Source organism: Variovorax sp. 10L426, from assembly GCF_056395305.1.
Genome location: NZ_JBFTJF010000036.1, coordinates 1 through 25,234, shown reverse-complemented (window position 1 = coordinate 25,234; position 25,234 = coordinate 1). Strand labels below are relative to the sequence as shown.

The 25,234-nt window shown below is 65.6% G+C and carries 22 protein-coding genes; 6 read left to right on the top strand and 16 right to left on the bottom strand.

The genetic code is table 11. The features are described 5' to 3' along the window. The first annotated feature begins 488 nt into the window (after window positions 1-488). The 4 genes from glgX to AC1DHL_RS29060 all read left to right on the top strand — a co-directional run bounded on the left by glgX (window position 489) and on the right by AC1DHL_RS29060 (window position 7,860). On the top strand, window positions 489-2,531 hold the full coding sequence (glgX, locus tag AC1DHL_RS29075) for a glycogen debranching protein GlgX (RefSeq protein ID WP_478101796.1): 2,043 nt from the start codon (window positions 489-491) through the stop codon (window positions 2,529-2,531). A 63-nt stretch (window positions 2,532-2,594) separates the two neighbouring features. Then, window positions 2,595-3,893 carry a glucose-1-phosphate adenylyltransferase gene (glgC, locus tag AC1DHL_RS29070; RefSeq protein ID WP_478101794.1) on the top strand — a complete coding sequence of 433 codons (1,299 nt, stop codon included), beginning with the start codon at window positions 2,595-2,597 and terminating at the stop codon, window positions 3,891-3,893. 3 nt (window positions 3,894-3,896) lie between these two features. Continuing rightward, on the top strand, window positions 3,897-5,357 hold the full coding sequence (gene glgA, locus AC1DHL_RS29065) for a glycogen synthase GlgA (RefSeq protein ID WP_478164234.1): 1,461 nt from the start codon (window positions 3,897-3,899) through the stop codon (window positions 5,355-5,357). Window positions 5,358-5,388: 31 nt separating this feature from the next. Beyond that, window positions 5,389-7,860 (top strand): glycogen/starch/alpha-glucan phosphorylase, encoded by a 2,472-nt coding sequence (locus tag AC1DHL_RS29060; protein ID WP_478101791.1) that lies wholly within the window; start codon window positions 5,389-5,391, stop codon window positions 7,858-7,860. Here AC1DHL_RS29060 and AC1DHL_RS29055 read toward each other — a convergent pair. The 4 genes from AC1DHL_RS29055 to AC1DHL_RS29040 all read right to left on the bottom strand — a co-directional run bounded on the left by AC1DHL_RS29055 (window position 7,857) and on the right by AC1DHL_RS29040 (window position 10,494). Continuing rightward, window positions 7,857-8,321 (bottom strand): ExbD/TolR family protein, encoded by a 465-nt coding sequence (locus AC1DHL_RS29055; protein WP_478101789.1) that lies wholly within the window; start codon window positions 8,319-8,321, stop codon window positions 7,857-7,859. The genes AC1DHL_RS29060 and AC1DHL_RS29055 overlap by 4 nt on opposite strands. 12 nt (window positions 8,322-8,333) lie before the next feature. Further along, a complete protein-coding gene (locus AC1DHL_RS29050) occupies window positions 8,334-9,032 on the bottom strand; it encodes a MotA/TolQ/ExbB proton channel family protein (protein WP_478101785.1) in 699 nt (232 codons plus the stop codon). Between the two features lie 8 nt (window positions 9,033-9,040). Further along, window positions 9,041-9,874, bottom strand: a complete 834-nt coding sequence (gene dapB / locus AC1DHL_RS29045) for a 4-hydroxy-tetrahydrodipicolinate reductase (RefSeq protein WP_478101776.1) — start codon at window positions 9,872-9,874, stop codon at window positions 9,041-9,043. A 65-nt stretch (window positions 9,875-9,939) separates the two neighbouring features. Beyond that, on the bottom strand, window positions 9,940-10,494 hold the full coding sequence (locus tag AC1DHL_RS29040) for an outer membrane protein assembly factor BamE (RefSeq protein ID WP_478164233.1): 555 nt from the start codon (window positions 10,492-10,494) through the stop codon (window positions 9,940-9,942). Window positions 10,495-10,588: 94 nt separating this feature from the next. Here AC1DHL_RS29040 and fur point away from each other — a divergent pair, with 94 nt between their 5' ends. Further along, entirely contained in the window at window positions 10,589-11,008 is a 420-nt protein-coding gene (gene fur, locus AC1DHL_RS29035; RefSeq protein ID WP_478101773.1) for a ferric iron uptake transcriptional regulator, read from the top strand. Window positions 11,009-11,281: 273 nt separating this feature from the next. Here fur and hprK read toward each other — a convergent pair whose 3' ends face one another. From hprK to AC1DHL_RS29015, 4 genes are all read right to left on the bottom strand, one after another. After that, complete coding sequence (gene hprK, locus AC1DHL_RS29030) at window positions 11,282-12,241, bottom strand: HPr(Ser) kinase/phosphatase (protein WP_478101772.1); 960 nt, start codon at window positions 12,239-12,241, stop codon at window positions 11,282-11,284. 28 nt (window positions 12,242-12,269) lie between these two features. Further along, on the bottom strand, window positions 12,270-12,737 hold the full coding sequence (locus AC1DHL_RS29025) for a PTS sugar transporter subunit IIA (protein ID WP_088958292.1): 468 nt from the start codon (window positions 12,735-12,737) through the stop codon (window positions 12,270-12,272). 95 nt (window positions 12,738-12,832) lie between these two features. Then, a complete protein-coding gene (gene hpf / locus AC1DHL_RS29020) occupies window positions 12,833-13,162 on the bottom strand; it encodes a ribosome hibernation-promoting factor, HPF/YfiA family (protein ID WP_068640485.1) in 330 nt (109 codons plus the stop codon). A gap of 337 nt (window positions 13,163-13,499) precedes the next feature. Beyond that, window positions 13,500-15,611: an ATP-dependent helicase gene (locus AC1DHL_RS29015; protein WP_478101770.1), complete on the bottom strand. Its 2,112-nt coding sequence runs from the start codon at window positions 15,609-15,611 to the stop codon at window positions 13,500-13,502. 211 nt (window positions 15,612-15,822) lie between these two features. Between AC1DHL_RS29015 and corA the strand changes: the two genes are divergently transcribed. Continuing rightward, entirely contained in the window at window positions 15,823-16,809 is a 987-nt protein-coding gene (gene corA, locus AC1DHL_RS29010; RefSeq protein WP_478101768.1) for a magnesium/cobalt transporter CorA, read from the top strand. A gap of 114 nt (window positions 16,810-16,923) precedes the next feature. Here corA and AC1DHL_RS29005 read toward each other — a convergent pair whose 3' ends face one another. From AC1DHL_RS29005 to AC1DHL_RS28970, 8 genes are all read right to left on the bottom strand, one after another. Continuing rightward, a complete protein-coding gene (locus tag AC1DHL_RS29005; RefSeq protein ID WP_478164232.1) occupies window positions 16,924-17,679 on the bottom strand; it encodes a 5'-methylthioadenosine/adenosylhomocysteine nucleosidase in 756 nt (251 codons plus the stop codon). A gap of 4 nt (window positions 17,680-17,683) precedes the next feature. Continuing rightward, a complete protein-coding gene (locus AC1DHL_RS29000; RefSeq protein ID WP_478101764.1) occupies window positions 17,684-19,309 on the bottom strand; it encodes an ABC transporter substrate-binding protein in 1,626 nt (541 codons plus the stop codon). 13 nt (window positions 19,310-19,322) lie between these two features. Then, on the bottom strand, window positions 19,323-20,312 hold the full coding sequence (locus tag AC1DHL_RS28995) for a dipeptide ABC transporter ATP-binding protein (RefSeq protein ID WP_478164231.1): 990 nt from the start codon (window positions 20,310-20,312) through the stop codon (window positions 19,323-19,325). After that, window positions 20,309-21,328 carry an ABC transporter ATP-binding protein gene (locus AC1DHL_RS28990; protein WP_478164230.1) on the bottom strand — a complete coding sequence of 340 codons (1,020 nt, stop codon included), beginning with the start codon at window positions 21,326-21,328 and terminating at the stop codon, window positions 20,309-20,311. Before AC1DHL_RS28990 ends, AC1DHL_RS28995 begins: the two co-directional genes overlap by 4 nt. Window position 21,329: 1 nt before the next feature. Beyond that, window positions 21,330-22,229 (bottom strand): ABC transporter permease subunit, encoded by a 900-nt coding sequence (locus tag AC1DHL_RS28985; protein WP_478164229.1) that lies wholly within the window; start codon window positions 22,227-22,229, stop codon window positions 21,330-21,332. Continuing rightward, window positions 22,226-23,236, bottom strand: coding sequence for an ABC transporter permease subunit (locus AC1DHL_RS28980; protein WP_478101756.1), 1,011 nt, complete (start codon window positions 23,234-23,236; stop codon window positions 22,226-22,228). The genes AC1DHL_RS28985 and AC1DHL_RS28980 overlap by 4 nt, the downstream gene beginning before the upstream one ends. Before the next feature lie 56 nt (window positions 23,237-23,292). Continuing rightward, the gene (locus AC1DHL_RS28975; protein WP_478101754.1) at window positions 23,293-24,972 is read right to left on the bottom strand and encodes a long-chain-fatty-acid--CoA ligase; all 1,680 of its coding nucleotides are present in this window, start codon (window positions 24,970-24,972) and stop codon (window positions 23,293-23,295) included. A gap of 111 nt (window positions 24,973-25,083) precedes the next feature. Beyond that, the coding region (locus AC1DHL_RS28970) for an NAD(P)(+) transhydrogenase (Re/Si-specific) subunit beta (RefSeq protein WP_235507861.1) at window positions 25,084-25,234 on the bottom strand (151 nt) is incomplete at its 5' end.

Here is a 25,234-nt window from a genome sequence, read left to right as displayed (position 1 = left end):
ACCCCACTGTGCGTGTCCCTGCGCTTCGCTTCGGGCAACCTGCGGTGCTCGCTTCAGGCGGGGTCCGCGCAAACTCGCTTCGCTCAAACACGCGCGGCCCTTTTTCCGCCTGAAGCTGCGCTCCTCGGCACGCACAGAGGGGACCCCAAGACGAAGACCAATACCAAGGCAGAACGCGCCGTGGCGCGTCCTTGTGTTTTTGGTTTGGCTGTTGGTATTCAACAGGCCGAGCGAAGCAAAGGCCCGAGTACTCCCTTCTGGGGGTGCCGAGGAGCGGAGCTTTTCGTGGATCAGGGCCGCGCGTGTTTGAGCGAAGCGAGTTTGCGCGGACCCCACGAAAAGCGAGCACCGCAGGTTGCCCGTAGCGAAGCGCAGGGACGCCCACAGCAGGGTCGCCTTTCTTTTGCTTACTTTTCTTTGGCGAAGCAAAGAAAAGTAAGTCGCCCGCCGGGGCGAGTCCCGGCCCCCACCCTCCCCAACACCCCCACATGCTGACCCCAGGCACCCCCTACCCCCTAGGCGCAACCCCAGGCCCAGCAGGCGTCAACTTCGCCCTAGCCGCCCCAAGAGCCACAGCAGTAGACCTCTGCCTCTTCGACCCCACAGCCCAACACGAGCAACAACGCCTGAGGCTGACAACAAACACCAATGGCATCTGGCACACCCTCCTCCCCAGCGCCCGCCCAGGCCTCATCTACGGCTACCGAGTCCACGGCCCCTGGTCCCCTCACGAGGGCTATCGCTTCAACCCAGCCAAGGTACTCCTGGACCCCTACGCCCGCGAAGTAGCAGGCCGCTACAACGGCGAAGACCTGTTCCTGGGCCACGACCCTTCGCACCCCAACCAACCCGACCCGCGCAATAACGCAGCCATCGCCCTCAAAGCCCGCGTCGTCGCCCCCTTACCGCCAGCAGCCCCGGAACGCCCCCGAATCACACCAGCCGACCGCGTCCTCTACGAACTCCACGTACGCGGCCAGACCCAGCGCCATCCAGTCGTCCCCCCCGACCTGCGCGGCACCTACGCCGGCCTCGCCGAACCCGCTGTTCTGGACCACTTCCAGCGCCTCGGCATCACAACCCTGAACCTCATGCCCGTCCAGCACCGCGCAGACGAATCGCGTCTCCTCGCGCTCGGTCTCAGCAACTACTGGGGCTACAGCCCCATCGGCTGGTTCGCCCCCGAAACCCGCTACTGGAGCGGCCGCCCGGGAACAACCCCCACGAGCGAGTTCCGCGCCATGACGGACGCCGTGCACGCACGCGGCATGGAGGTCGTGATCGACGTGGTCTTCAACCACAGCGCCGAGACCGACGAACTCGGCCCCACCCTGAGTCTGCGCGGCATCGACAACGCGCTCTACTACCACCTGCGGCCGGACGCCCCCGCGCTCTATGAGAACTGGACCGGCTGCGGCAACTGCCTGAACCTTGCCGAGCCGCGCGTCGTGCAGCTCGTGATGGACAGCCTGCGCCATTGGGTCACGCAGCTCGGCGTCGACGGCTTTCGATTCGATCTCGCGCCGATCCTCGCCCGCCGTGAAGGCGGCACGTTCGATCCTCGCGCCCCGTTTTTCGCCGCCGTCGCGCAAGACCCCGTATTGGCCCAGGCACTGCTCATCGCCGAGCCCTGGGACGTCGGCGCCGGCGGCTACCGCCTCGGCGAATTCCCGCCCGGATGGCTGGAGTGGAACGACCGCTTCCGCGACACGCAGCGCGGCTTCTGGCTTCACCAGAGCGTCGGCGTCGGCGAGTTCGCGCGTCGCTTTACGGCGTCGAGCGATGCATTCCAGCACGACGGCCGCGCGCCCACCGCCAACGTCAACTTCGTCACCGCGCACGACGGCTTCACCCTGCGCGACCTGCTGAGCTACAACGAGCGCCACAACCTCGCCAATGGCGAGAACAACCGTGACGGCCACAGTCACAACCTCAGCCGCAATTGCGGCGTCGAGGGCGACACCGACGACCCCGACGTACTGGCCGAGCGTCGACGCCTGCAACGCGTACTACTGGCGGCGTTGCTCCTGTCGCAAGGCACGCCGATGCTGCTGGCCGGCGACGAGCTCGGCCAGACCCAAGGCGGCAACAACAACGCCTATTGCCAGGACAACGACACGACTTGGCTGGACTGGAACCATGCCGACGCCAGTCTCGTCGCGTATGTCGCCCGCCTGCTGGCGCTGCGCCGCGAGGCCGAGCCGTTGCGCCACGCGCAGTGGTGGCCCGCGGCTCCCTCACTCGGCGATACAGCGCTGCACTGGCTGGCCCCGGACGGACACGCCATGACGACGGCTGACTGGGAGCGCGGCGACCTGAATGCGCTGGCAATCCTCTTCGAAGCGCCGATGCCTGGCGTGAATTGGCTGGTCCTGGTGAATGCCGAGACGCACGAAGTCGCATTCCAACTGCCGGCGGGATCGTGGATTCGCCGACTGGCCAGCGACGCGGACACCGATGACGCGCACGCGCGGTCGCTCCAAAGCCTGGAGAGATTGCCTCCGGGAAGCCTCTGGATCGCAAAAACATAGGAGCCAATCGCCCGCCGGGATGCTAGGCTGACTCACCGGGAAAAAAACCAACGGAGGCCACTGATGGACGACATCGAGCAACCGACATTGCAAGCCCACCAACTCGTTCGACGCACCATCGCGCTGGTGCTGGCGGGCGGCCGGGGTTCCCGGTTGAAGCAGCTCACCGACCGGCGGGCCAAGCCGGCGGTCTACTTCGGCGGAAAGTTCCGGATCATCGACTTCGCGCTGTCGAACTGCCTCAATTCAGGCATACGGCGCATGGCGGTGGTGACGCAGTACAAGTCGCACTCCCTGATGCGCCACCTCCAGCGCGGATGGAGCTTCCTGCGCGCCGAGCTCAACGAGATGGTCGACGTCCTTCCCGCCCAGCAACGCGTGGGCGACGAGCACTGGTACCGCGGCACGGCCGATGCCGTCTACCAGAACCTGGACATCATCCAGACCCGATCGACGCCGCACGACTACGTGGTCGTGCTGGCGGGCGATCACGTCTACAAGATGGACTATTCGATCACGCTGACCGACCACGTCGCGCATGGGCGCGGCTGCACGGTCGGCTGCATCGAGGTGCCGCGCATGGAAGCGGTCGCCTTCGGCGTGATGGCGGTCGACAAGGACCGCAACATCACCGGCTTCCTCGAAAAGCCCGCCGATCCGCCCGCGATGCCCGGCAATCCGGACGCGGCCCTGGCGAGCATGGGCATCTACATCTTCGATTCCGAATACCTCTACAAGCTGCTCGAGGAAGACAGCGTCAACCCCGATTCGGACCACGACTTCGGCAAGGACATCATTCCGCGCGCAGTGGCAGAGGGCCGCGCAGTGGCCCATCCGTTCGGCATGTCTTGCGTGACGCGTGCCCGGCGCGGCGCGGATGCGCAGGCCTACTGGCGCGACGTGGGCACGATTGATGCATTCTGGGCAGCCAACCTGGACCTGGCCTCGATCACCCCGGAACTGGACATCTATGACACCGACTGGCCCATCTGGACCTACCAGCGACAGTTGCCACCGGCCAAGTTCGTCCTCGACCGCGACGGCAAGCACGGCATGACGGTCAACACGATCGTTTCCGGCGGCTGCATCGTCTCGGGCTCCAAGGTGAGCAGCTCGGTATTGTTCTCGGGCGTTCGCGTGCATTCGTTCTGCGTCATCAACGAGGCCGTGCTCCTGCCTGATGTCCAGGTCGGCCAGGGGAGCCGGCTCAACAAGGTCGTCATCGACCGCGCCTGCATCATCCCGGAGCACACGGTGGTCGGCGAAGATCCGGAGGCCGATGCCGCGCGCTTCGAACGCACGGAAGGCGGCGTGGTCCTGATCACGCGCGAGATGCTCAAGCGCCTCGGGGCACCGCAATAAGGCATGCGGGTTCTTCAAGTCAGCGCCGAACTTTTTCCCTTGCTCAAGACCGGAGGGCTGGCCGATATCGCGGGTGCACTGCCCCTGGCACTGATGGCGGCGGGCCAGGACGTGCGGGTGCTTCTGCCCGGCTTTCCGGCCATCGCCGCCGGCGTCAGCGATACGGTCGTTGTCACCGAGTTCGCGGCGCCATGGGGCCAGCGGGTGCATTTGCGTTTCGGCCGAATACCCGTCAACGGGTCGGCGGGCATTCCAGCCTATGTGATTGACGCGCCCTTGCTTTACGACAGGCCCGGCAACCCTTACGAGGACCCGAGCCGCCAGCCCTACGGCGACAACCATCGCCGCTTCGCGCTGCTGGGTTGGGCGGCCGCGCAGATCGGGCGGGGCCTTGATCCGGCCTGGCAGCCCGAGGTCGTGCACGCGCACGACTGGCACGCGGCGCTCGCGCCGGCCTACCTCGCTTTTGCGCCGCCCAACGGCCGCCCGCGCGTGGGCAGCGTGTTCACCGTGCACAACCTCGCCTATCAAGGCCTGTTCGCGCCCTGGCATTTCTCCGAACTGGGTTTGCCCGCAGCGGCCTTCGGCGTCAACGGGCTCGAATACTATGGGCAGCTGTCCTTCATGAAGGGCGGGCTGTGCTTCGCCGATCGCATCACGACGGTGAGCCCGACCTACGCGCGAGAGATTCAGACGCCCGAACAGGGCTGCGGGCTGGATGGCCTCCTGCGTGCCCGATCCGGCGTCCTCAGCGGCATCCTCAATGCAGTCGACGATCTGGTCTGGAATCCGGCCACCGACGTGCTGATACCGCATTGCTACGACAGCCGCCGCATGGCAGGCAAGACCCGCTGCAAGTCCACGCTGCAGGAAGAACTGGGTCTCGCACCGCAGCCCGACGCGCCGCTCTTCGTCGTGGTGAGCCGATTGACCGAGCAAAAGGGCCTGCACCTGGTACTCGGAGGGCTCGACGCCTTGATCGCCCAGGGCGGCCAGCTTGCCTTGCTCGGCAGCGGCGATGCCGATCTGGAAGCCGCCTTTCGCCAACGCGCCGCCGATGCCCCGCAGGCGGTCAGCGTCACGCTGGGCTACAGCGAAGACCTCGCGCACCGCCTGTTCGGCGGTGGTGACATGACGCTGGTCCCATCGCTTTTCGAGCCTTGCGGCCTGACGCAGATGTACGGCCTCAAGTACGGCAGCCTCCCACTGGTGCATCGCGTAGGCGGCCTGGCGGACACGGTGGTCGACGCCACGCTCGAAGACATGGCCAGCGGTGACGCCACCGGCTTCTCGTTCGACACCTTCGACGCCGCGGACTTCGCTCGCGCTGTTCGCCGCGCCTTCGCGCTCTACCGGCGGCCCACCGACTGGCGCGCCGTTCGCGCGAATGCCATGAGCCGCCCCGCCGACTGGGGCACCGCCGCCGCGCGCTACCTCGACGTCTACGCCAAGGCCCTGGCCTGATGTCCATCCGCGAACCAACCCCGTTGCCATCATGACCATCGAAGACTTCAAGTACGACCATCCCGACCGCGACGTCGCCGCCTTCAAGCGTGCCGTCGCCAACAAGTTGATCTACGCGGTCGGCAAGGACCCGGTGGCCGCGAGCCCCGACGACTGGCTGCATGCCGCCGCCTTCGCCGTGCGCGACCAGATCGTGGAGCGCTGGATGAGCACCACCCGCGCCATCTATGCGCAGCGGCTCAAGCGCGTCTACTACATGTCAATGGAGTTCCTGATCGGGCGCACCCTGACAAACGCGCTGCTCGCGCTGGAACTCCAGGACACCGTCAAGCAGGCGCTGGCCGATTTCGGCGTCGACATCCAGGCGCTCGTCGAACGCGAGCCCGATGCCGCCCTGGGCAACGGCGGCCTGGGCAGGCTGGCGGCCTGCTTCCTCGATTCGATGGCCACATTGGGCGTGCCGGGCCTCGGCTACGGCATCCGCTACGAATACGGCATGTTCCGCCAGCGCATCGTCGACGGCCAGCAGGTCGAGACCCCCGACTACTGGCTCACGCGCGGCAATCCGTGGGAATTCCAGCGGCCCGAGGTGACCTACCGCGTGCGCTTCGGCGGCCACGTGCAGCGGCGCGAAGGCAAGGGCGTGCCTTACGGCGCGGCGAAATGGGTCGACACCCACGACGTCCTGGCCGTCGCCTACGACACCATCATCCCCGGCTACGGCACGCAGGCCACCAACACGCTGCGGCTGTGGTCGGCGCGCGCGTCGGAAGAAATCGACCTCTCGGCCTTCAACCGCGGCAACTACATGCAAGCGGTGGAGAGCAAGAACCACTCGGAGAACGTCTCCCGCGTGCTCTACCCGGACGACTCCACGCCCTCGGGCCGCGAATTGCGGCTGCACCAGGAATACTTCTTCGTCAGCGCGAGCGTGCAGGACCTCGTGCGCCGCTACCTGCGCAATCACACCGGCTTCGACGAGCTGCCCGACCAAGTCAGCATCCATCTCAACGACACGCACCCGGTGCTGGCCGTCCCGGAGCTGATGCGCCTGCTGATTGACGAGCACGACCTGGCCTGGGACACGGCATGGGCCCACACGCAGAAGGTGTTCAGCTACACCAATCACACGCTGATGCATGAGGCCCTGGAGACCTGGCCGGTGGAGATGTTCGGGCGGATTCTTCCGCGCCATCTGCAGATCCTCTTCGACATGAATGCACGCTTCCTCGCGAGCGTGACGCAGACGCACGGCCACGACACCGAGCTGATGCGCCGGTTGTCGCTCATCGACGAATCGGGCGAGCGCCGCGTGCGCATGGCCTACGTGGCTGTGCTGGCGAGTCATTCGGTCAACGGCGTGTCGGGCCTGCATTCCGAACTCATGAAGCAGTCGATCTTCGCGGACTTCGCCAAGCTGTTCCCGGAGCGCTTCAACAACAAGACCAACGGCGTCACGCCTCGACGCTGGCTGGCGCAGGCCAATCCGCCGCTCGCGGCCCTGATCGACGCGCGCATCGGCCGCGGCTGGCGACGCGACCTGACGCAGCTCGAGGTGCTGCGGCCGATGGCGCAGCAGCATCCCTTCGTGCGCGCTTTCCGCCACGCGAAGCGCGAGAACAAGCTGCGGCTCGCGAACTGGATCGACGAACACCTTCGCATCGACGTCGACACCGACGCGATGTTCGACGTGCAGGTCAAGCGCATTCACGAATACAAGCGGCAGCTTCTCAACGTGCTGCACGTGATCACCCGGTATCACCGCATCCTGGACGCGCCGGAGGCAGCACACGTGCCGCGCGTGGTGGTGTTCGCCGGCAAGGCCGCCTCGGCCTATCAGATGGCCAAGCTGGCAATCCGGCTCATCAACGACGTCGCGCACACGATCAACAACGACGAGCGCGTGGGCAAGCTGCTGAAGGTCGTGTTCATCCCGAACTACAGCGTGAGCCTGGCCGAACTCATCATGCCGGCGGCCGACCTTTCGGAGCAGATCTCCACGGCTGGCACCGAGGCCTCGGGTACCGGCAACATGAAGTTCGCACTGAACGGCGCGCTGACCATCGGCACGCTCGACGGCGCCAATGTCGAGATGCGCGACAACGTCGGCGCGGACAACTTCTTCATCTTCGGCAACACCACGCCGCAGGTGGCCGAAATCCGCGCCGGCGGTTACCAGCCGCGCGACATCTACGAAAGCAATCCGGAGCTTCAGCGTGTGCTCGACAGCATCCGCGACGGCGCGTTCTCGCCCGGCGAGCCGGCGCGCTACCAGGAGATCTTCGACGCGCTCGTGAGCTGGGGTGACCACTACTTGCTGCTGGCCGACTACGCGAGCTACATCGAGGCGCAAGGAAAGGTCGATGCGCTGTACCGCGACCCGGACGCGTGGACCCGCATGGCGATCCTCAACGTGGCCGGGATGGGGGCGTTTTCCTCGGATCGCACGATCGCGCAGTACGCCCACGAAATCTGGAAAACAAGACCTGTGGCCTTGAGCTAGCCCCCTGGCTTGGGTCGAGGCGCTTCGGTGACGAAGCCGATGCGGCTCAAGCCGGCCTTGTTCGCGATGCCCATCAACTCGACGACCTTGCCGTAGGGCACGGTCTGATCGGCGCGAAGCTGCACTTCGGTATCGCGGCTGTCGGCCGCGGCCTTTGCCAGCCCGGCGGCCAGCTCTTCCGTCGTCACCGGCCGGTCGTTCAGGAACACCTTGCCCGCAGCGTCGACCACGAGCGAAACAAACTTCGGCGTCTCGTTAGGCTGCCCGGCATCGGTGCGAGGCAGGTCGAGCTTGATCGAGCTCGCCATCAACGGCGCGGTGATGATGAAGATCACCAGAAGCACGAGCATCACGTCCACGAGCGGCGTGACGTTGATGTCCGACAGAGGGCGCTGCCCGCCGGCGCCGGTCGATCGTCCGCCGGTTGCCGTGCTGCCGAGCGATGTGCGACCGAAGGCCATGGTCTGCCGCCTTTACACGGGCATTGGCCGCGCCGGCGGCAACGGAGCCTCGCGATGCGCGGGCTCACCCAGCATGCCGAGCAGGTCGTGCGCGAAACCTTCGAGTTCGGCCTCGATGCGGCCGACCACGCGCCCGAACACGTTGTAGGCCAGCACCGCCGGAATCGCGACGGCCAGACCGAAGGCGGTCATGATGAGCGCCTCGCCGACGGGGCCCGCCACCTTGTCGATGGTGAAGCCGCCGGTTTCCCCGGCAATGCCGACCAGCGCGCGGTAGATGCCCCAGACCGTCCCCAGCAGCCCGACGAACGGGGCCGTGGCGCCCACGGTGGCGAGCAGGATCTGGCCGGCCTGCAGCCGCCGCAATGCGGCATGGAGGGCGTCGCGAAGCACCCGCGTGACACGCTGGGCCCGGTCGACGGCACCACCGAGCGTGGCGTTGTCGGGGCGCACCGCGAGGTTGCGGACCGCGCTCACCGCCGGCAATACCAGTGCCGCGCGATCGAAGGCCTTGAGGCTCAGCTCGGCCTCTTCCAGTGACCTCGATTGCCAGAAAGCCGCGATGCTGCGCACCACGTCGCGCGTGCCGCCGCGCAACAGCCAGGCCTTCCAGAGAATCATCACCCAGCTCGACACCGACATCAGCAGCAGGAGAGCCGCCACTGAACGGCTCACGCCGTCGCCGTGGGTCAGCAGCTCCAGAACACTCATGCCGGCGCTCAGCGCAGGCCCAGAACGTCGAACATGTCGAAGAGGCCCGCGCGCTGGTTCGCGAGGAAGCGAACGGCGCGCAGGGCGCCTTGCGCATAGCTCTCGCGACTCGCCGACTTGTGGGAGATCTCGATGCGCTCGCCCGTGCCCGCGAACAGCACGGTGTGGTCGCCCACGATGTCGCCGCCACGGATCGCCGCGAAGCCGATGGTCGACGGATCGCGTTCACCGGTGATGCCTTCGCGGCCATACACAGCGCAGGTCTTGAGGTCGCGGCCCAGCGCCTCGGCGATGACCTCGCCCATCTTGAGCGCAGTGCCCGAAGGCGCGTCCACCTTGTGGCGATGGTGCGCTTCGATGATCTCGATGTCGTAGCCGGTCGACAGCGCCTTGGCTGCCATTTCGAGCAGCTTGAAAGTGACGTTGACGCCGACGCTCATGTTGGGCGCCAGCATGATCGCGATGTCCTTGGCGGCCGCGGCGATCTCGGCCTTCTGCGCATCGCTGAAGCCGGTGGTGCCGATCACGAGCTGTACGCCGAGTTCGCGGCAAGCGGCGAGATTCGCCATCGTGCCTTCGGGCCGCGTGAAGTCGATCAGGACCTGCGCGTCCTTGAGGCCGGTACGCAGGTCTGCCACGACCGGCACGCCGCTCGTGAAGCCCAGAAACGCAGCGGCATCGGTGCCGATAGCGGCGCTGCTCGCAATGTCGAGCGCGCCGGCGAGGCAGCAGTCCTGCGCCTCCCGCACGGCTTCGATCAACATGTGGCCCATGCGCCCGGAGGCACCCGCGATGGCGACGCGCCGGGGGGTGGAAGAGGTGGGGGAGGAAGAGTCAGTCACGCGTTTCAGCCTCGGGAAATGCGGAATTCAAAAAAAGCACGCCGGCCGAACCGGCCGGCGCGCGCTCAGCGCGTTTCGAGCGGAGGGTAGGCTGCGGGCAACGGCGGCGGCGGCGCCTTGGTCTCGTCTTCGGACTGTTTGTCCTTGTCCTTGGGATCGTACTTCTTGAGCTGGTCTTCCGTCGCTTCAAGCGGCGGCGCCTTGCCGCTGTGTGCGCGGGTGTCGAGCGTGGCGACGAATTCTTCCTCGCTCGGCATGGGATCGCCCTCGAAGCGGTCGAGCACGTCGCCGTTGAAGTAAAGCGTCAAGCGGCGCTGCTGAGGCTCAACGCCCTGGCGCCGGATCGTGAAGACGTAGTCCCAGCGATTGGAATGGAAAACATCGGTCAGGAGCGACGTGCCGAGGATTTCTCGCACCTGCTGGCGCGACATGCCGGGCTTGAGCGCCGCGACCTGTTCCTTGGACACGAAATTGCCCTGGACCACCTCGACCTTGTAGGGCGTCACGGCGGTCAGCGCACCACGCGTGCTGTTGCCGATGCTGCTGCAAGCGCCGAGGCACAGGCTCGCCGCGATGGCGCCAGCGAGCAGCCAATGACGGCGTTGTGGAAAGGCGGGCATGAGGAAAGGGATGGACGATATGATCGAATCATTGTAGCGGTTGCCCTCTGTGGGGCCTTTCCGCGGGGACCGAAGGGACGGCGCACGAAACATCATGACCAACATCGACGAACTGAAGAACACGGGCCTGAAGGCCACGCTGCCGCGCCTCAAGATCCTCGAGATCTTTCAGAACGGCGGCCAGCGCCACATGACGGCCGAAGACGTATTCCGCGTACTGCTCAACGACCACTCCGACATCGGCCTGGCCACGGTCTACCGCGTGCTGACGCAGTTCGAGCAGGCCGGCATCCTGGAGCGCAGCCACTTCGAGAGTGGCAAGGCGGTCTACGAACTCAACGAAGGCAAGCACCATGACCACCTGGTCTGCACGTCCTGCGGCAAGGTGGAGGAGTTCTACGACGCCGAAATCGAGCGACGCCAGCAGATGATCGCCAAGGACAAGGGCTGGATCCTTCAAGACCACGCGATGTCGCTCTACGGCCTTTGCGGCGACTGCGTGAGCAAGCGCTAGCTTGCTCGCCCCCAGGTTGCCCGGCACTTTGTGTCCGGGCGCCCACCCCCTACCGGGGGCAACACCAGCGGCCCGGCGAAGCCGGTTCCGCGGTGTTTCACCAACGGGCCTGGCTGCGCTGGCCGAGGGAACAGGCGTTTTGTATTTTTCTTCGGCTGCGCGAAGCGCGCCCCTTCGTGGGCAGTCGCGGAACCGGCTTCGCCGGGCCGCTGACTGCGCCCCCGGTAGGGGGTGGGCGCCCGGACACAAAGTGCCGGGCAACCTGGGGGCGAGCTAGTCATCCTCTCGTGCGCTTTCCATCGCCTTGTGGTGGCGAGCGACGAAATCGGCATAGGTATCGATCCCGCGCAATTGCAGGATCGAGTTGCGCACGGCGGCCTCGACCAGCACGGCGATGTTGCGGCCGGCCACGACCTGGATGATCACCTTGCGCACCGGAATGCCGAGCACGTCCTGCGTCAGCGGTGCCGACGGCATGCGCTCGTAGTCGCGCTCGAAGCTGTCCCGCCGCACCAGGTGGACGATCAGCTTGAGCCGCATCTTCCGGCGCACGGCCGTCTCGCCGAAGATCGCGCGGATGTCCAGGAGGCCGATTCCGCGCACTTCCAACAGGTTCTGCAACAGTTCCGGGCAGCGGCCTTCCAGCGTGGTCTGGTTGATGCGGTAGAGATCGACCGCGTCATCGGCCACCAGGCCGTTGCCGCGCGAGATCAGTTCCAGGCCGAGCTCGCTTTTTCCGAGCCCGGATTCGCCCGTGATCATCACGCCCAGACCCAGGATGTCCATGAAGACCCCGTGCATCGAGGTCCGCTCGGCGAAATGCTTCGAGAGATAGGCGCGCAGCAGGTCGATCACGAAGGCCGACGACTCGCGCGTAGCGAACAGCGGCAGTTGCGCACGCTCGCAGATCGACAGCAGCGCGTCCGGCGCGGGCTGACCGTCGGCCAGCACGAGCATCGGCGGTTCGAGAGTGACGATGCGCGCGACGCGTCGCACGCAGTCGTCCGGGGTTCCGCGCGTCAGGTAGGCAACCTCGCGGGCGCCGAGGATCTGGACGCGGTACGGATGGATGTAGTTGAGATAGCCCACCAGGTCGGCGGCCGACTGGGCGCGGCTGATGACGTCGGGGTCGAACTGGCGCTCGGACGCGCCCAGTCCGGCAAGCCACTCCCACCGGAGCGACCCGCGGAACTCCTCGAACATCGCGTCGGCGCTGATGACGGTCGGCTTCATGGCCCGGCCCGTCCTGCGCTTGACCGCTTCAGGCGACCTGGGCGGACTGCCATCCTGCGATCAGGGCATGCAGCGCCGCGGCGTCCGTGCTCGACTTGATCTGCTCGCGCAGGTTGGCGTCGCTCAGGAGCTCGGCGATCTCGGAAAGTATTTCGAGGTGTTTCTGGGTTGCCGCTTCGGGCACGAGCAGGAAGATGAGCAAGACCACGGGCTGCTCATCGGGCGCGTCGAACCCGATCGGGTTGGCAAGCTGGAACACGGCGGCCATTGGAGACTTGAGCCCCTTGATGCGGCCGTGCGGGATGGCAACGCCGTGGCCCAGGCCGGTCGAGCCCAGGCGCTCGCGCGCAAAGAGGCTGTCGGTGATGAGGGCGCGGCCGAGGCCATGCAGGTTTTCAAACAGCAGGCCGGCTTCTTCAAAAGCACGCTTCTTGCTGGTGGCGTCGACGCTCACGAGCACTTGAGCGGGCGGCAGGATGGACGCGAGTCGGTTCATGTTGATGCGGGGCGGGGGCGATTATGCACCCACCCCGCAAAAAGCAAAGGGCCGCTCGAAAGCGGCCCGCAAGAGTATTTGCCCGAAGTGTGGAACTACATCACACGCTTGGGCGCTTCGTGATGGTGATCCTGCAGGCGGTCCTTGTGGCGAACGACCTGCCGGTCGAGCTTGTCGACCAGTTCGTCGACAGCAGCGTAGAGATCAGCGTGGCTCGACTCCGCGAACATGTCATTGCCCTTGACGTGAATATTGCACTCGGCTCGTTGCCGGCGTTCCTTTTCCTTTTGCTTTTCCACCGTGAGGATCACCTTGACATCGACGACCTGGTCGAAGTGGCGGGTGATCCGGTCCAGCTTGCTCGTAACGTAGTTGCGCAGGGCGGGGGTGACGTCGAGGTGATGACCGCTGATCGTCAAATTCATGAATGACCTCCTGGAATTGACGGTTGGGGAAATAGCCGCGCCTCTTTGGTAGAGAAGCGTGGCCGGGGAATCAAGGCAGTGGGAGAGAAAGGGAGAGAAGAGAGAGGGAAATGAGAGAGGGAAATGCGGGAAGGTCGGTTCACTATGCCCATGCTGTCATCGAATTGCAATCACTTTGAGGTTGGCCCTTGAGGCAGGCCAATTCACGACGTGGAATCGCTATCGATCTGATAGCACTCGGCGCCCGCAGTACAGGCGTGACCGATCGCATCGACACTCCGTCCGGCATGTCAAGAACGCCCGGGCGACCCCGCCGACGAGAGGGCCGTGAAGGCTTTCAGCGCCAGGCAGCCCGCATGCGGCTGAGGAGATCGATCGTGGCGGCGGGCGGTGGAACGTGCGGCGCCCGCTCGGGTGCCGGCGGCCAGGTTTGCCGATCGAAGCGCTGGGCGTCGGCCGCCGTGATGAAACGCGTGCGCCCCGCGTACAGATGCCGGTCGCCGCGCGCGGCCTGCTGCGTGACGTAGAAGCGCTGGGGCACCAGCAGATGCAGGTGATCGCGCGCGCGGGTCATCGCCACGTAGAGCAACCGCCGCTCCTCCTCGAGTTCTTGCGCGCCCTGGGCCACGTCGGCCGGAATGCAGCCGTCGACCACGTTAAGCACGTGCACCGACGTCCACTCCTGGCCTTTGGCCGAGTGGATGGTGGAAAGGATGAGGTAGTCCTCGTCGAGCAAAGGCGGGCCAGGCCGGTCGCTCGTGGCCTCGGGCGGATCGAGCGTGAGTTCAGTCAGGAACCGCTCGCGCGACGCGTAGCCGGCGGCCAGCCGGGCGAGTTGCTCCACGTCGCCGCGCCGCAGGCCGGCATCGTCATGGAGCCGCTCCAGATGCGGCAGATACCACTCGAGCGCCAGGTCCATGTCCGCCGGCCAGGCCAGCGCGGGGTCGCGCAGCGCCGCGTAGATGCCGGCGAATCGCGCCCACTCGTCTTTCGCGGGCGCCGGCGGTACGAAAGACTGCACGACCGCGCCCGGATCGGACGCCTCGGCCATCGCGTCGAGCAAGCGCGTGGAGGTCACGGGACCGATGCCCGGAATCAGCTGCGTGACGCGGAAGCCCGCCATGCGCCCGCGCGGGTTCTGCGCGAAACGCAGCACGGCGAGCATGTCCTTGACGTGCGCGGCTTCGAGAAACTTGAGGCCGCCATACTTGACGAAGGGAATGTTGCGCCGCGCCAATTCCAGTTCGAGCGCCGCGCTGTGCGTCGACGTCCGGAACAACACGGCCTGCGATTTCAGCGCCAGCCCGCCCTCACGGTGCGCGAGCACGCGGTCGGCCACCCACCGCGCCTGCTCGGCCTCGTCGGGCACCAGCACGAGTTGGGGCCGTCCGGCCGAGGGCTTGTCCGTCCAGAGCGTCTTGGCGTGTCGTTCCGCGGCCGCGGCGATGACTGCGTTGGACACGTCCAGGATCGGCTGCGTCGACCGGTAATTGCGTTCGAGCGTGACGATGCGCGCCGACTGGCTGAAGTGCTGCGGAAAGTCGAGGATGTTGCGCACGGTCGCGCCGCGGAACGCGTAGATCGACTGCGCGTCATCCCCCACGACCGTCACGCCGCGGCCATCGGGCTTGAGCGAACGCAGAATGGCGGCCTGCAGCAGATTCGTATCCTGGTATTCGTCGACCAGCACATGGTCGAAGCGCTCGCCGACCTGCCGGGCCAGGGTCGGCTCGCCCATCATCTCGGCCCAATAAAGCAGCAAGTCGTCGTAATCCAGCACATGCTGTTGCTGCTTGGCCTCGACATACGCGCCGAACAGCCGCTTGAGTTCGGCTTCCCATTCGGCACACCAGGGAAAGGCCTGCTTGAGCACGTCTGCCAGCGGCGCACAAGTATTGACCGTGCGCGAGTAGATCGACAGGCACGTGCCTTTCATCGGAAATCGCCGCGCCGTCGTGGACAGTCCGATGTCGTTGCGCACCAGGCCCATCAGGTCTTCCGCGTCGCCACGATCGTGGATCGTGAAGTTCTCGTCGAGCCCGATCTGCGCGGCGTATTCGCGCAAGAGCCGTGCGCCGACGCCATGGAAGGTGCCCGCCCAGGGCAGCGCCGGCGGCGCATCGGAGGCCAGCCCCAGCACGCGGACCACCACCTGCCCGGCGCGGCGCGCCATTTCCTGCGCCGCCCGGCGCGAGAACGTCAGCAGCAGAATGCGTTGCGGATCGGTGCCGCTGGCGATCAGGTGCGCCACACGGTGCGCGAGGGTGCTGGTCTTGCCGGAGCCTGCCCCTGCGATCACGAGCAGGGGCCGCTCGTCTTCCGGCGTTCCGCCGATGGCGGCATCGAGCCCATGCTGCACCGCCGCACGTTGCTCGTCGTTGAGTTGTGCGAGCGCCGCGGCAAGGCGCTCCGCCGGATTCTTGGATACGGGTGTCGCAACACTGTGCATCGCTGCAACTGTACTGGATGTCCATCCAGATGAAGACATGATCCCGACAGGCCCGAATGACATAATCGCGCCTCGCTGCAAACCGGAGAAACCACCTTGGAAATCGTCCCGTCTCGGCAGCTTTCACTTCCCTTCTGACGCGCCGTGGACGAGGGAATTGAAAGCGCCCCATCCCCTCGCCCCCACCGCCAGACATTTCAGGAAGTGAGCCATGCTCAACATCTTCACGCTCGCCAACGGCCGCCTCGTCCAGGAAGAGATCGAGGCCCTCGAAGAGCTGTCCAAGTTCCAGCCGATCTGGGTCGACCTCGAGTCGCCGTCCGTCGAGGAAAAGCGCTGGGTCAAGCAGTACTACGGCTTGTCCATCCCGGAAGACGCGATGGACGAAGACATCGAGGAGTCGGCGCGCTTCTATGAGGAAGACAACGGCGAACTTCACATTCGCAGCGACTTCCTGATCGACGACGACGAAAACCCCCGTTCGGTCCGCGTCGCCTTCATCCTCAACCAGCACAACACCGAACTGCGCAGCCGCGGCGTGCTGTTCTCGATTCACGACGAGGACGTTCCGGTATTCCGCCTGGTGCGCATGCGCGCGCGCCGCGCCCCGGGATTGATCGAGGACGCGAAGGAAGTGCTGCTGAAGCTGTTCGACGCCGACGCCGAATACTCCGCCGACACGCTCGAGAACATCTACGACGAGCTGGAGTCCGCCGGCAAGAAGGTGCTGTCGGGCAACGTGAGCGACGAACTGGCCGGCGAGGTGCTCGGCCTCATCGCGCGACAGGAAGACTTGAACAGCCGCATCCGCCGCAACGTGATGGACACGCGCCGCGCCGTGAGCTTCATGATGCGCAGCCGCATGCTCAATGCCGAGCAGTTCGAAGAGGCCCGGCAGATTCTTCGCGACATCGAGTCGCTCGACAGCCACACGGCCTTCCTCTTCGACAAGATCAACTTCCTGATGGATGCGACCGTCGGTTTCATCAACATCAACCAGAACAAGACCATCAAGATCTTCTCGGTCGCGAGCGTGGCGCTGCTGCCGCCGACCTTGATCGCCAGCGTCTACGGCATGAACTTCAAGTTCATGCCCGAACTCGACCTGACTTACGGATACGCCTACGCGATCGTGCTGATGGTCGCGAGCGCGCTGGTGCCCATGTGGTACTTCCGCCGGCGGGGCTGGTTGAAATAGCCCACCCCCGTTGCTTGCTCACTTCGTGTAGCCGCCTCCCCCTCAAGGGGGCGCACCCGGCGGCCCGGCGAAGCCGGTTCCTCGGGTGCTCTGGAACGGGAAACGGGGTGGTGCTTACTCCTGTGAGAGCGTCGCGAGCCAGGTGCTGACCAGGGCAAGGCTATAGCGGCTCGCCACCGCCGAGACGAAGCGCGTGAAATCGCCGTGAGCCTCGTCGTCGGCACGATCCGAAATCGTCCGCACCGCGGCGAAGGGCACGCCGAAGTCGTGGCACACCTGCGCCACCGCCGCGCCCTCCATCTCCACCGCGAGCGCATCGGGCAGCGCGCGGCGCAACGCGTCGCTTTCGGCGGCGGTCGACACGAATCGGTCGCCGCTCACCAGCAGGCCGCGATGCACCTTCGGTGCAGTCAGGTCGAAGTCCTCGGCGACTTTCTGGCCCAGCAATGCCACCGGATCGCGCAGCACGTCGGCGGCGACGGCCGCCAACGCATCGCTGATCGCGGTGTCGGCCGCGAAGCGTGCGTGGCCGGTCAAGGGTACCTCGTATTTCGGAAAGATCGGCGAGGCGTCGAGATCGTGCTGGAGAAGCTTGGTGGCCACGACCACGTCGCCGACCTCCACGCCCGACGCCAGGCCGCCCGCGACGCCGGTGAAGATGATCGCCTCTGCACCGAAGCGCTCCAGCAGCACCGTCGCAGTCGTGGCCGCTGCAACCTTGCCGATGCGCGACAGAACGGCAACGATGGGTTGCCCGTGAAGGTGGCCGACCCAGAAGTCGCGACCGGCGACCGGGATGCGCTGCTCGTCGGGCATCAGCGCGAGCAGCGCAGCCAACTCCTCATGCATCGCCGCAACGATGGCGATCATGACTTCACGGCTGCTTGATGTCGACGCCGTAGAAGGTGTGGCGGCCGAAGGGGCTGAGCTTGAAGTCGACGACTTCCTTGCGCACCGGCTTCAGCTGCACGGCATGTGCAATGGTGAACCACGGCGCCTGCTCCTTGAAGATCACCTGCGCCTGCTTGTAGAGCGCCTCGCGCTCGGACTGCTTGGGCACGTTCTTGGCCTTCACGACCAGATCCTCGTAGGGCTTGTAGCAGAACTTCGCGACGTTGCTGCCGTTCGATTGCGCCGACGCGCAACCCAGCAGCGTGTAGAGGAAGTTGTCCGGATCGCCGTTGTCGCCCGTCCATCCGAGCATGCCCATCTGATGCTCTCCCGCCTGCATGCGCTTGCGATACTCGCCCCATTCGAAGGACTTGATCTCGGCCTTGACGCCGACCTTCGCGAGATCGGCCTGCATCAGCTCGGCGATGCGCTTGGCGTTCGGGTTATAGGGACGTTGCACCGGCATCGCCCACAGGTCGGTGGTGAAGCCATCGGGGTAGCCGGCCTGCGCCAGCAGCTTCTTCGCGGCTTCGGGGTCGTACGGGTCGTCCTTGATCGCGTCGTTGTAGGACCACATCGTCGGCGGGATCGGGTTCTTGGCAGCGACGCCCGTGGTGAGGTAGACGCCGTCGATGATCGCCTTCTTGTTGATCGCCATGTTGATCGCCTTGCGCACGCGCACGTCGTCGAAGGGCTTCTTCTGCGTGTTGTAGGCGAGGTAGCCGATGTTCAGGCCCGGCTGCTCCAGCACCTGCACGTTCGGATCCTTGCGGATCGCGTCGAGGTCCGCCGGATTGGGATAGGGCATCACGTGGCATTCGCCCTTCTGCAGCTTGGCCCAGCGCACCGAGGCATCGGGCGTGATCGCGAAGATCAGGTCATCGATCTTGGCCTTGCCGCCCCAGTATTGCGGAAAGGCCTTGAAGCGGATGATCGCGTCCTTCTGGTACTGCACGAGGTAGAACGGGCCGGTGCCGATCGGGTCCTGGTCGATCTTCTCGGGCGTGCCGGCCTTCAGCATCGCGATCGCATATTCCTTCGACTGGATGCCGGCATAGGGCATCGCGAGATTGGCCAGGAAGGGCGCTTCCGGCTTGTTGAGCACGAACTTCACCGTGTAGTCGTCGATGCGGTCGACGGACTTCAGCAGCTTGGGCATGCCCATGTCATTGAAGTAGGAGTGGTTCGTGCTCGTGACCTTGTAGAACGGGTCATCCTCCTTCCACTGTCGCTCGATCATGAACATGACGTCGTCGGCGTTGAAGTCGCGCGTCGGCTTGAAGCTCTTCGAGGTGTTGTGCCACTTCACGCCCTTGCGCAGCTTGAAGGTGTATTCCAGGCCGTCGGGCGAGATGGTCCAGCTTTCGGCGAGTCCGGGGACGACCTTGGTCGTGCCGCGCTCGAATGTGACGAGGTTGTCGTAGACCTGCGTGGTGGCATCGAAGGACGTGCCCGTGGTGTTCACCGCCGCATAGAAGTTCTCGGGACTGCCCTCGGAGCAGAAAACCAGCGTCTTTGCCGACGCGGCGCCGCAGGCCAGCGCCAGCGCCGCCGGAGCAAGCAGCGCAGCCGCGCGAAGACGGCGCGTGAGTTTGGAAGTGGGGGACATGGACTCGACTCCTTCAGGTTTGTGGCCGCGCGGACGCGGGCGGGGAAAGAAACTTCTCGGCATGGTGGCAGGCCACCGCGCGCTCGTCGAGCAGCCGCGGCAGCGGCCGCTCCGAACGGCAGCGCTCCGTGGCGTGCGCGCATCGCGTGTTGAAGACGCATCCCGGCGGCGGCGCCAGCGGCGAGGGCAACTCGCCCTTGAGCACGATCCGCTCGGTGGCGAGTCCCGGCGTCGACGCGAGCAGCGCCTGTGTGTACGGATGCAGCGGCCGCGCGAAGATGCGCGCCTTCGGGCCCTGCTCGACCGCATGGCCGAGGTACATCACCAGCACATCGTGCGCGATGTGGCGCACCACGCCGAGGTCGTGAGAGATGAAGAGATACGACAGCCCCAGCTCCGCCTGCAGATCCGCAAGCAGATTCAGCACCTGCGCCTGGATCGACACGTCGAGCGCCGACACAGGCTCATCGGCGACCAGCAGGCGCGGGTCGAGCATGAGCGCCCGCGCGATCGCGATGCGCTGGCGCTGGCCGCCCGAGAACATGTGCGGATAGCGGTTGGCGTATTCCGGACGCAGGCCGACGCGGGCGAGCATCTCGCGGGCCCTTGACACGCGTTCGGCCTTGCCCAGCGTGGTGTTGATGGCGAGCGGGTCCTCGAGCACCGCCGAGATCTTCTTGCGCGGGTTCAGCGAACCGTAGGGGTTCTGGAACACGAGCTGCACCGCCTGTCGCAGTTCGCGCTTGCGGCTGGGCGGCGGGTTGACGGCATCGGTACCGACCAGCGTCAGCGAACCCGCCGACGGTTTCTCGATCAGCGCGACCATGCGCGCGAGCGTCGACTTGCCGCAGCCCGATTCGCCGACGACGGCGAGGGTGCGGCCTTTTTCGAGCCTGAAGGAAATGTTGCCGACCGCCTGCAGGTGCGCCGGGGCGTGAAACAGCCCGCGCCGCACGGCGTAGACCCGCTGCAAGCCTTGCGCTTCGACGACGATGTCGTTCATCGCACGAACTCCACCACTTGCGCACCGTCTCGCGCCCGCGCCTCATCGCGATGGAGGTCGCCGAGCGGGTAGTGGCAACGCACCTGTCCGCCCATCCACTCGCGCAGCGCGGGCCGCTCCGCGCGGCAATGCGCGGTGGCATAGGTGCAGCGCGGCGCGAAGAGACAGCCTTCCGGGCGGTCGTGCACGCCGGGCACCACGCCCGCGATGGTCGCGAGGCGCCCTTCGCCGGCCGCACGCTCCGGAAGCGCCGCAAGCAGCGCCGATGTGTATGGATGCTGCGGCGCTGCGAAGAGATCGACAACGTCGCGCTCTTCCATCACCTGTCCCGCATACATCACGACCACGCGTTGCGCCATCTCGCTCACCACGCCCATGTTGTGCGTGATCAGCACCAAGCCCATGCCGCGCTCCTTCTGCAAGCTGCGCAGAAGGTCGAGGATCTGGGCCTGGATGGTCACGTCGAGGGCCGTGGTCGGCTCGTCCGCGATGAGCAGACGCGGGTTGCACGCAATGGCCATCGCGATCATCACGCGCTGGTTCATGCCGCCGGAGAGCTGATGCGGATAGCTTCCGAGACGCGACGATGCTGCCGGAATGCCGACCTGTTCAAGCAGTTCGGTCGCGCGCTTCTTCGCCTCGCGCTTGTCGAGATTCAGATGCAGGCGCAAGGTCTCCATCAACTGCCAGCCGATGGTGAAGCACGGATTGAGACTGGTCGTCGGCTCCTGGAAGATCATCGCGACGTCCTTGCCGACCAGACCGCGCCGCGCCTTGTCGGAGATGCCGAGCAGATCGTGGTCTGCAAAGCGCAGATGCTCCGCACGCACGCGCCCCGGCCAGCCGATGAGTCCCATCAGCGCCATCATCGTGACGCTCTTTCCCGAGCCCGATTCGCCGACGATGCCGAGCACTTCGCCCTGCTCCAGTCGCAGGCTCACCCCATCGACGGCATGCAGCGTGCCGCCTTGCGTGGGGAATTCCACATGCAGATCGCGTATGTCCAACAACGGCATGTCAGCGCTTCAGTTTGGGGTCGAGGGCGTCGCGCAGGCCGTCGCCCAGCAGGTTGAACGCGAGCACCGCCGCAAGGATCGCGAGGCCCGGAAAAGTAACAACCCACCACGCGCGCAGCACGAATTCGCGCGCGTCAGCCAGCATCGTTCCCCATTCGGGCGACGGCGGCTGCGCGCCGAGGCCGAGAAAGCCCAGCGCTGCCGCATCGAGGATCGCGGTCGACACGCCGAGCGACGCCTGCACGATCAGCGGCGCGGCGCAGTTGGGCAGGACCTCGCGGAACATCAGTCGCAGCGTGCCGGCGCCGCTCACGCGCGCGGCGGTCACGTAGTCGCGCGAGATCTCGGAGATGACGGCCGCCCGCGTGATGCGCACGTAGTGAGGCAGCACCACGATCGCGACCGCGAGCATGGCATTGATCAGGCCCGGCCCGAGGATCGCGACGATCACGATCGCGAGCAGCAGGCTCGGCAGCGTGAGGATCACGTCCATGAACCGCATGATCGCGATCTCGAGCACGCCGCGAAGGAAGCCGGCGACGAGGCCCAGCGCGATGCCCACGGCGACGGAAATCGCCACCACCGCAACCCCGATCGACAGCGAAAGCCGCGCGCCGAACATGAGCCGGGAGAGAACGTCGCGGCCGATGGCATCGGTACCCAGGAAATGCGTCACCGAGCCGCCGTCCTGCCAGGCAGGCGGCAGCAGGAAGGCCGTGCTGTCGGTCTGGTTGGGCGCATGCGGCGCGATCCACGGCGCGAACAACGCCACCAGGAGCAGGAAGACGATGATGCCGAGCCCGATCACCGCGCCGTGGTTGGCGGAGAACGAAGTCCAGAACTCGCGCCACGGACCGGGTGGCGCGGATTGCCTTTCGGTAGAAACGGAGACGGCGCTCATCGTGACTGCCGGATGCGCGGATTGATGAATCCGTAGGCCAGGTCGACCAGCACGTTGACCAGCATCACGATCACGCCGAGCAGCAGCATGCCGCCCTGGAGCACCGGATAGTCGCGCCGGCCGATGGCCTCGATCAGCCACTTTCCGACGCCGGGCCACGAAAAGATGGTCTCGGTCAGGATGGCACCAGTGAACAGCACGCCGACCTGCAGGCCGATGACCGTGATCACGGGGATCAGCGCATTGCGCAGGGCATGCACGCCCACTACGCGCAGCGGCGCGAGGCCCTTGGCGCGCGCCGTGCGGATGTAATCCTCGCCGAGCACTTCGAGCATCGCCGAGCGCGTCATCCGCGCAATCACGGCGAGCGGGTTGGTGCCGAGCACGATCGCCGGCAGGATCAGGTGCTGCACGGCCGAAAGAAAGGCGCCCTTGTCATCGGAAAGCAACGAATCGATCAGCAGGAAGCCGGTGACCGGCTCGATGTAGTACTGCACGGAGATTCGGCCCGACACCGGCGTCCAGCCGAGTTGCACCGAAAAGAACAGGATCAGCAACAAACCCCACCAGAAGATGGGCATCGAATAGCCGGTGAGCGAGGTCGCCATCACCCCGTGATCGAACAGCGAATTGCGCTTCACCGCCGCGACAATCCCCGCCGGGATGCCGAGGAGCAGCGCGAAAAGGATCGCGCAGACTGCAAGCTCCACCGTAGCCGGGAACAGCGCGAGGAATTCGTTCATCACCGGCTCCTGCGTGATGATGGACTTGCCCAGGTCGCCGTGAAGTACTCGGCCGATATAGATGCCGTACTGCGTGAAGAGCGGCTTGTCGAGCCCATACTCCTTGAGCAGTACCGCGTGGCGGGCGGGGTCGATGCCGCGCTCGCCCGCCAGCGTCTCGATGGGGTCGCCCGGCACCAGCCGGATCATGAAAAAGGCAAGCAGGGTCATGCCGATGAAGGTCGGCACGAGGAGGCTCGCTCGGGTGAGGATGAATCGGAACATTCATCCCCAATATGCAAGAGCGATGCCGGCTCGCGTCTTCGGCGGAACCCTTACTGTTACTTCTTGACGTCGCGCAGTTCGCGGCGAAGGATCTTGCCGACCGGGGTCTTGGGCAGGTCGGTGCGGAATTCGATCACCCGCGGCTGCTTGTAACCGGTGAGGTTGGCGCGGCAGAACTCGCGCACCGCCGCTTCCGTGAGATCGGGGTCCTTCTTGACGATGACGAGCTTCACGCCCTCACCGGTCTTGTCATCGGGAATGCCCACCGCCGCGCATTCGAGCACGCCGGGGATCTGCGCCACCACATCCTCGATCTCGTTCGGGTACACGTTGAAGCCCGAGACCAGGATCATGTCCTTCTTGCGATCGACGATCTTGAAATAGCCGCGCTCATCGACAACGCCGATATCGCCAGTCTTGAAGTAGCCGTCGGCGGTCATGACCTTCGCCGTTTCGTCCGGCCGCTGCCAGTAGCCGGCCATCACCTGCGGCCCCTTGACGGCGACTTCGCCCGCGGCGCCCAGCGGCACCTCGTTGCCGTCGTCATCGAGCAGCTTCACGTAGGTGCTCGGCAACGGCACGCCGATGGTGCCGGTGTAGGCGATGCTGGTGGTCGGGTTGCAAGTGACCGAGGGCGAGGTTTCCGAGAGGCCGTAGCCCTCGCAGATCGGGCAGCCGGTCTTCTCCAGCCACAACTTGGCCACGGCACCCTGGACCGCCATCCCGCCTCCCACGGAAACCTTCAGGTTCTTCCAGTTCACGGTGTTGAAGTCGGGATGGTTCGCGAGGCCGTTGAACAACGTATTGACCGCCGGAAAGCTGTGGAAGGTGTGCTTGGACAGTTCCTTGAGCACGGCCGCGATGTCGCGCGGATTCGGGATCAGGATCAGCTTCCCGCCCGTGCGCATGCTCAGCATCATGTTCACGGTGAAGGCGAAGATGTGATACAGCGGCAACGCGCACACGCTGGTCGGCTGCTCGTTGGCCGGCACCTTCTGCATCACCGGATCGTTCCAGGCTTCGGACTGGAGCACGTTGGCGATCACATTGCGATGCAGCAGCACCGCGCCCTTCGACACGCCCGTGGTGCCGCCCGTGTATTGCAGGACCGCGACGTCGTCGGGTCCGATGGCTGCGGGCTGAACCGTGCGCGTCGCGCCCTTCTCGAGCGCGTCGTTGAAACGCACCGCACCGGGCAGGCTGAACGCCGGGACCATCTTCTTGACGTTGCGCACCACGTAATTGACGATCGCGCCCTTGAGCAAGCCCAGCCGGTCGCCCATCGAGGCCAGCACGATGTGCTTGACGGGCGTGTTCGCGAGACACTGCTGCAGCGTGGTGCCGAAGTTCTCCATCAGCACAATGGCCTTGGCGCCCGAATCCTTGAGCTGGTGCTCCAGTTCGCGCGGCGTGTAGAGCGGATTGACATTGACCAGGATCAGCCCGGCGCGCAGCAGGCCCGACACCGAGATCGGATATTGCGGGCAGTTCGGCATCATGACCGCGACGCGGTCACCTTTGGCGAGGCCGAGACCCTGCAGGTAGGCGGCGAAAGCGCGGCTCTGGTGGTCGACCTCGGCATAGGTCACGTCCTTGCCCATGAAGCTGTAGGCCGTGCGGTCGGCGTACTTGGTGAAGCTTTCCTCCATCAGCGCGACGAGCGATGGATAGTGCGAGGCATCGATGTCGGCCGGCACGCCTTGCGGGTAGCTTCCGAGCCAGGGGCGATCAGTCACAGTGAGTCTCCTCAAGCGAAATTCTTGGTTTGAAAAAATGCGGCGAGACCGTGTCGCCACGGTCTCGCGGTTGGGCCGGGGGGCGATTGATCGCGGCCGTGTGCGGTGGCTCTACTCGATCGCCTTGCCCATGTCCTCGACCACCTTCTTGGCGTCGCCGAAGACCATCATGGTCTTGTCCATGTAGAACAGCTCGTTGTCCAGCCCCGCGTAGCCCGCGGCCATGCTTCGCTTGTTCACGATCACCGTCTTGGCCTTGTAG

Coding starts and splice junctions, on each gene's coding strand:
- hpf (WP_068640485.1), bottom strand. CDS start 13,162: ATGAATTTGACGATCAGCGGTCATCACCTCGACGTCACCCCCGCCCTG.
- hprK (WP_478101772.1), bottom strand. CDS start 12,241: ATGAAGCCGACCGTCATCAGCGCCGACGCGATGTTCGAGGAGTTCCGC.
- AC1DHL_RS29050 (WP_478101785.1), bottom strand. CDS start 9,032: ATGAGTGTTCTGGAGCTGCTGACCCACGGCGACGGCGTGAGCCGTTCA.
- AC1DHL_RS28985 (WP_478164229.1), bottom strand. CDS start 22,229: ATGAGCGCCGTCTCCGTTTCTACCGAAAGGCAATCCGCGCCACCCGGT.
- AC1DHL_RS28990 (WP_478164230.1), bottom strand. CDS start 21,328: ATGCCGTTGTTGGACATACGCGATCTGCATGTGGAATTCCCCACGCAA.
- AC1DHL_RS29015 (WP_478101770.1), bottom strand. CDS start 15,611: ATGCACAGTGTTGCGACACCCGTATCCAAGAATCCGGCGGAGCGCCTT.
- AC1DHL_RS29000 (WP_478101764.1), bottom strand. CDS start 19,309: ATGTCCCCCACTTCCAAACTCACGCGCCGTCTTCGCGCGGCTGCGCTG.
- AC1DHL_RS29060 (WP_478101791.1), top strand. CDS start 5,389: ATGACCATCGAAGACTTCAAGTACGACCATCCCGACCGCGACGTCGCC.
- AC1DHL_RS29025 (WP_088958292.1), bottom strand. CDS start 12,737: ATGAACCGACTCGCGTCCATCCTGCCGCCCGCTCAAGTGCTCGTGAGC.
- AC1DHL_RS29055 (WP_478101789.1), bottom strand. CDS start 8,321: ATGGCCTTCGGTCGCACATCGCTCGGCAGCACGGCAACCGGCGGACGA.
- AC1DHL_RS28995 (WP_478164231.1), bottom strand. CDS start 20,312: ATGAACGACATCGTCGTCGAAGCGCAAGGCTTGCAGCGGGTCTACGCC.
- glgX (WP_478101796.1), top strand. CDS start 489: ATGCTGACCCCAGGCACCCCCTACCCCCTAGGCGCAACCCCAGGCCCA.
- glgC (WP_478101794.1), top strand. CDS start 2,595: ATGGACGACATCGAGCAACCGACATTGCAAGCCCACCAACTCGTTCGA.
- AC1DHL_RS29040 (WP_478164233.1), bottom strand. CDS start 10,494: ATGCCCGCCTTTCCACAACGCCGTCATTGGCTGCTCGCTGGCGCCATC.
- AC1DHL_RS28980 (WP_478101756.1), bottom strand. CDS start 23,236: ATGTTCCGATTCATCCTCACCCGAGCGAGCCTCCTCGTGCCGACCTTC.
- fur (WP_478101773.1), top strand. CDS start 10,589: ATGACCAACATCGACGAACTGAAGAACACGGGCCTGAAGGCCACGCTG.
- corA (WP_478101768.1), top strand. CDS start 15,823: ATGCTCAACATCTTCACGCTCGCCAACGGCCGCCTCGTCCAGGAAGAG.
- glgA (WP_478164234.1), top strand. CDS start 3,897: ATGCGGGTTCTTCAAGTCAGCGCCGAACTTTTTCCCTTGCTCAAGACC.
- AC1DHL_RS29005 (WP_478164232.1), bottom strand. CDS start 17,679: ATGATCGCCATCGTTGCGGCGATGCATGAGGAGTTGGCTGCGCTGCTC.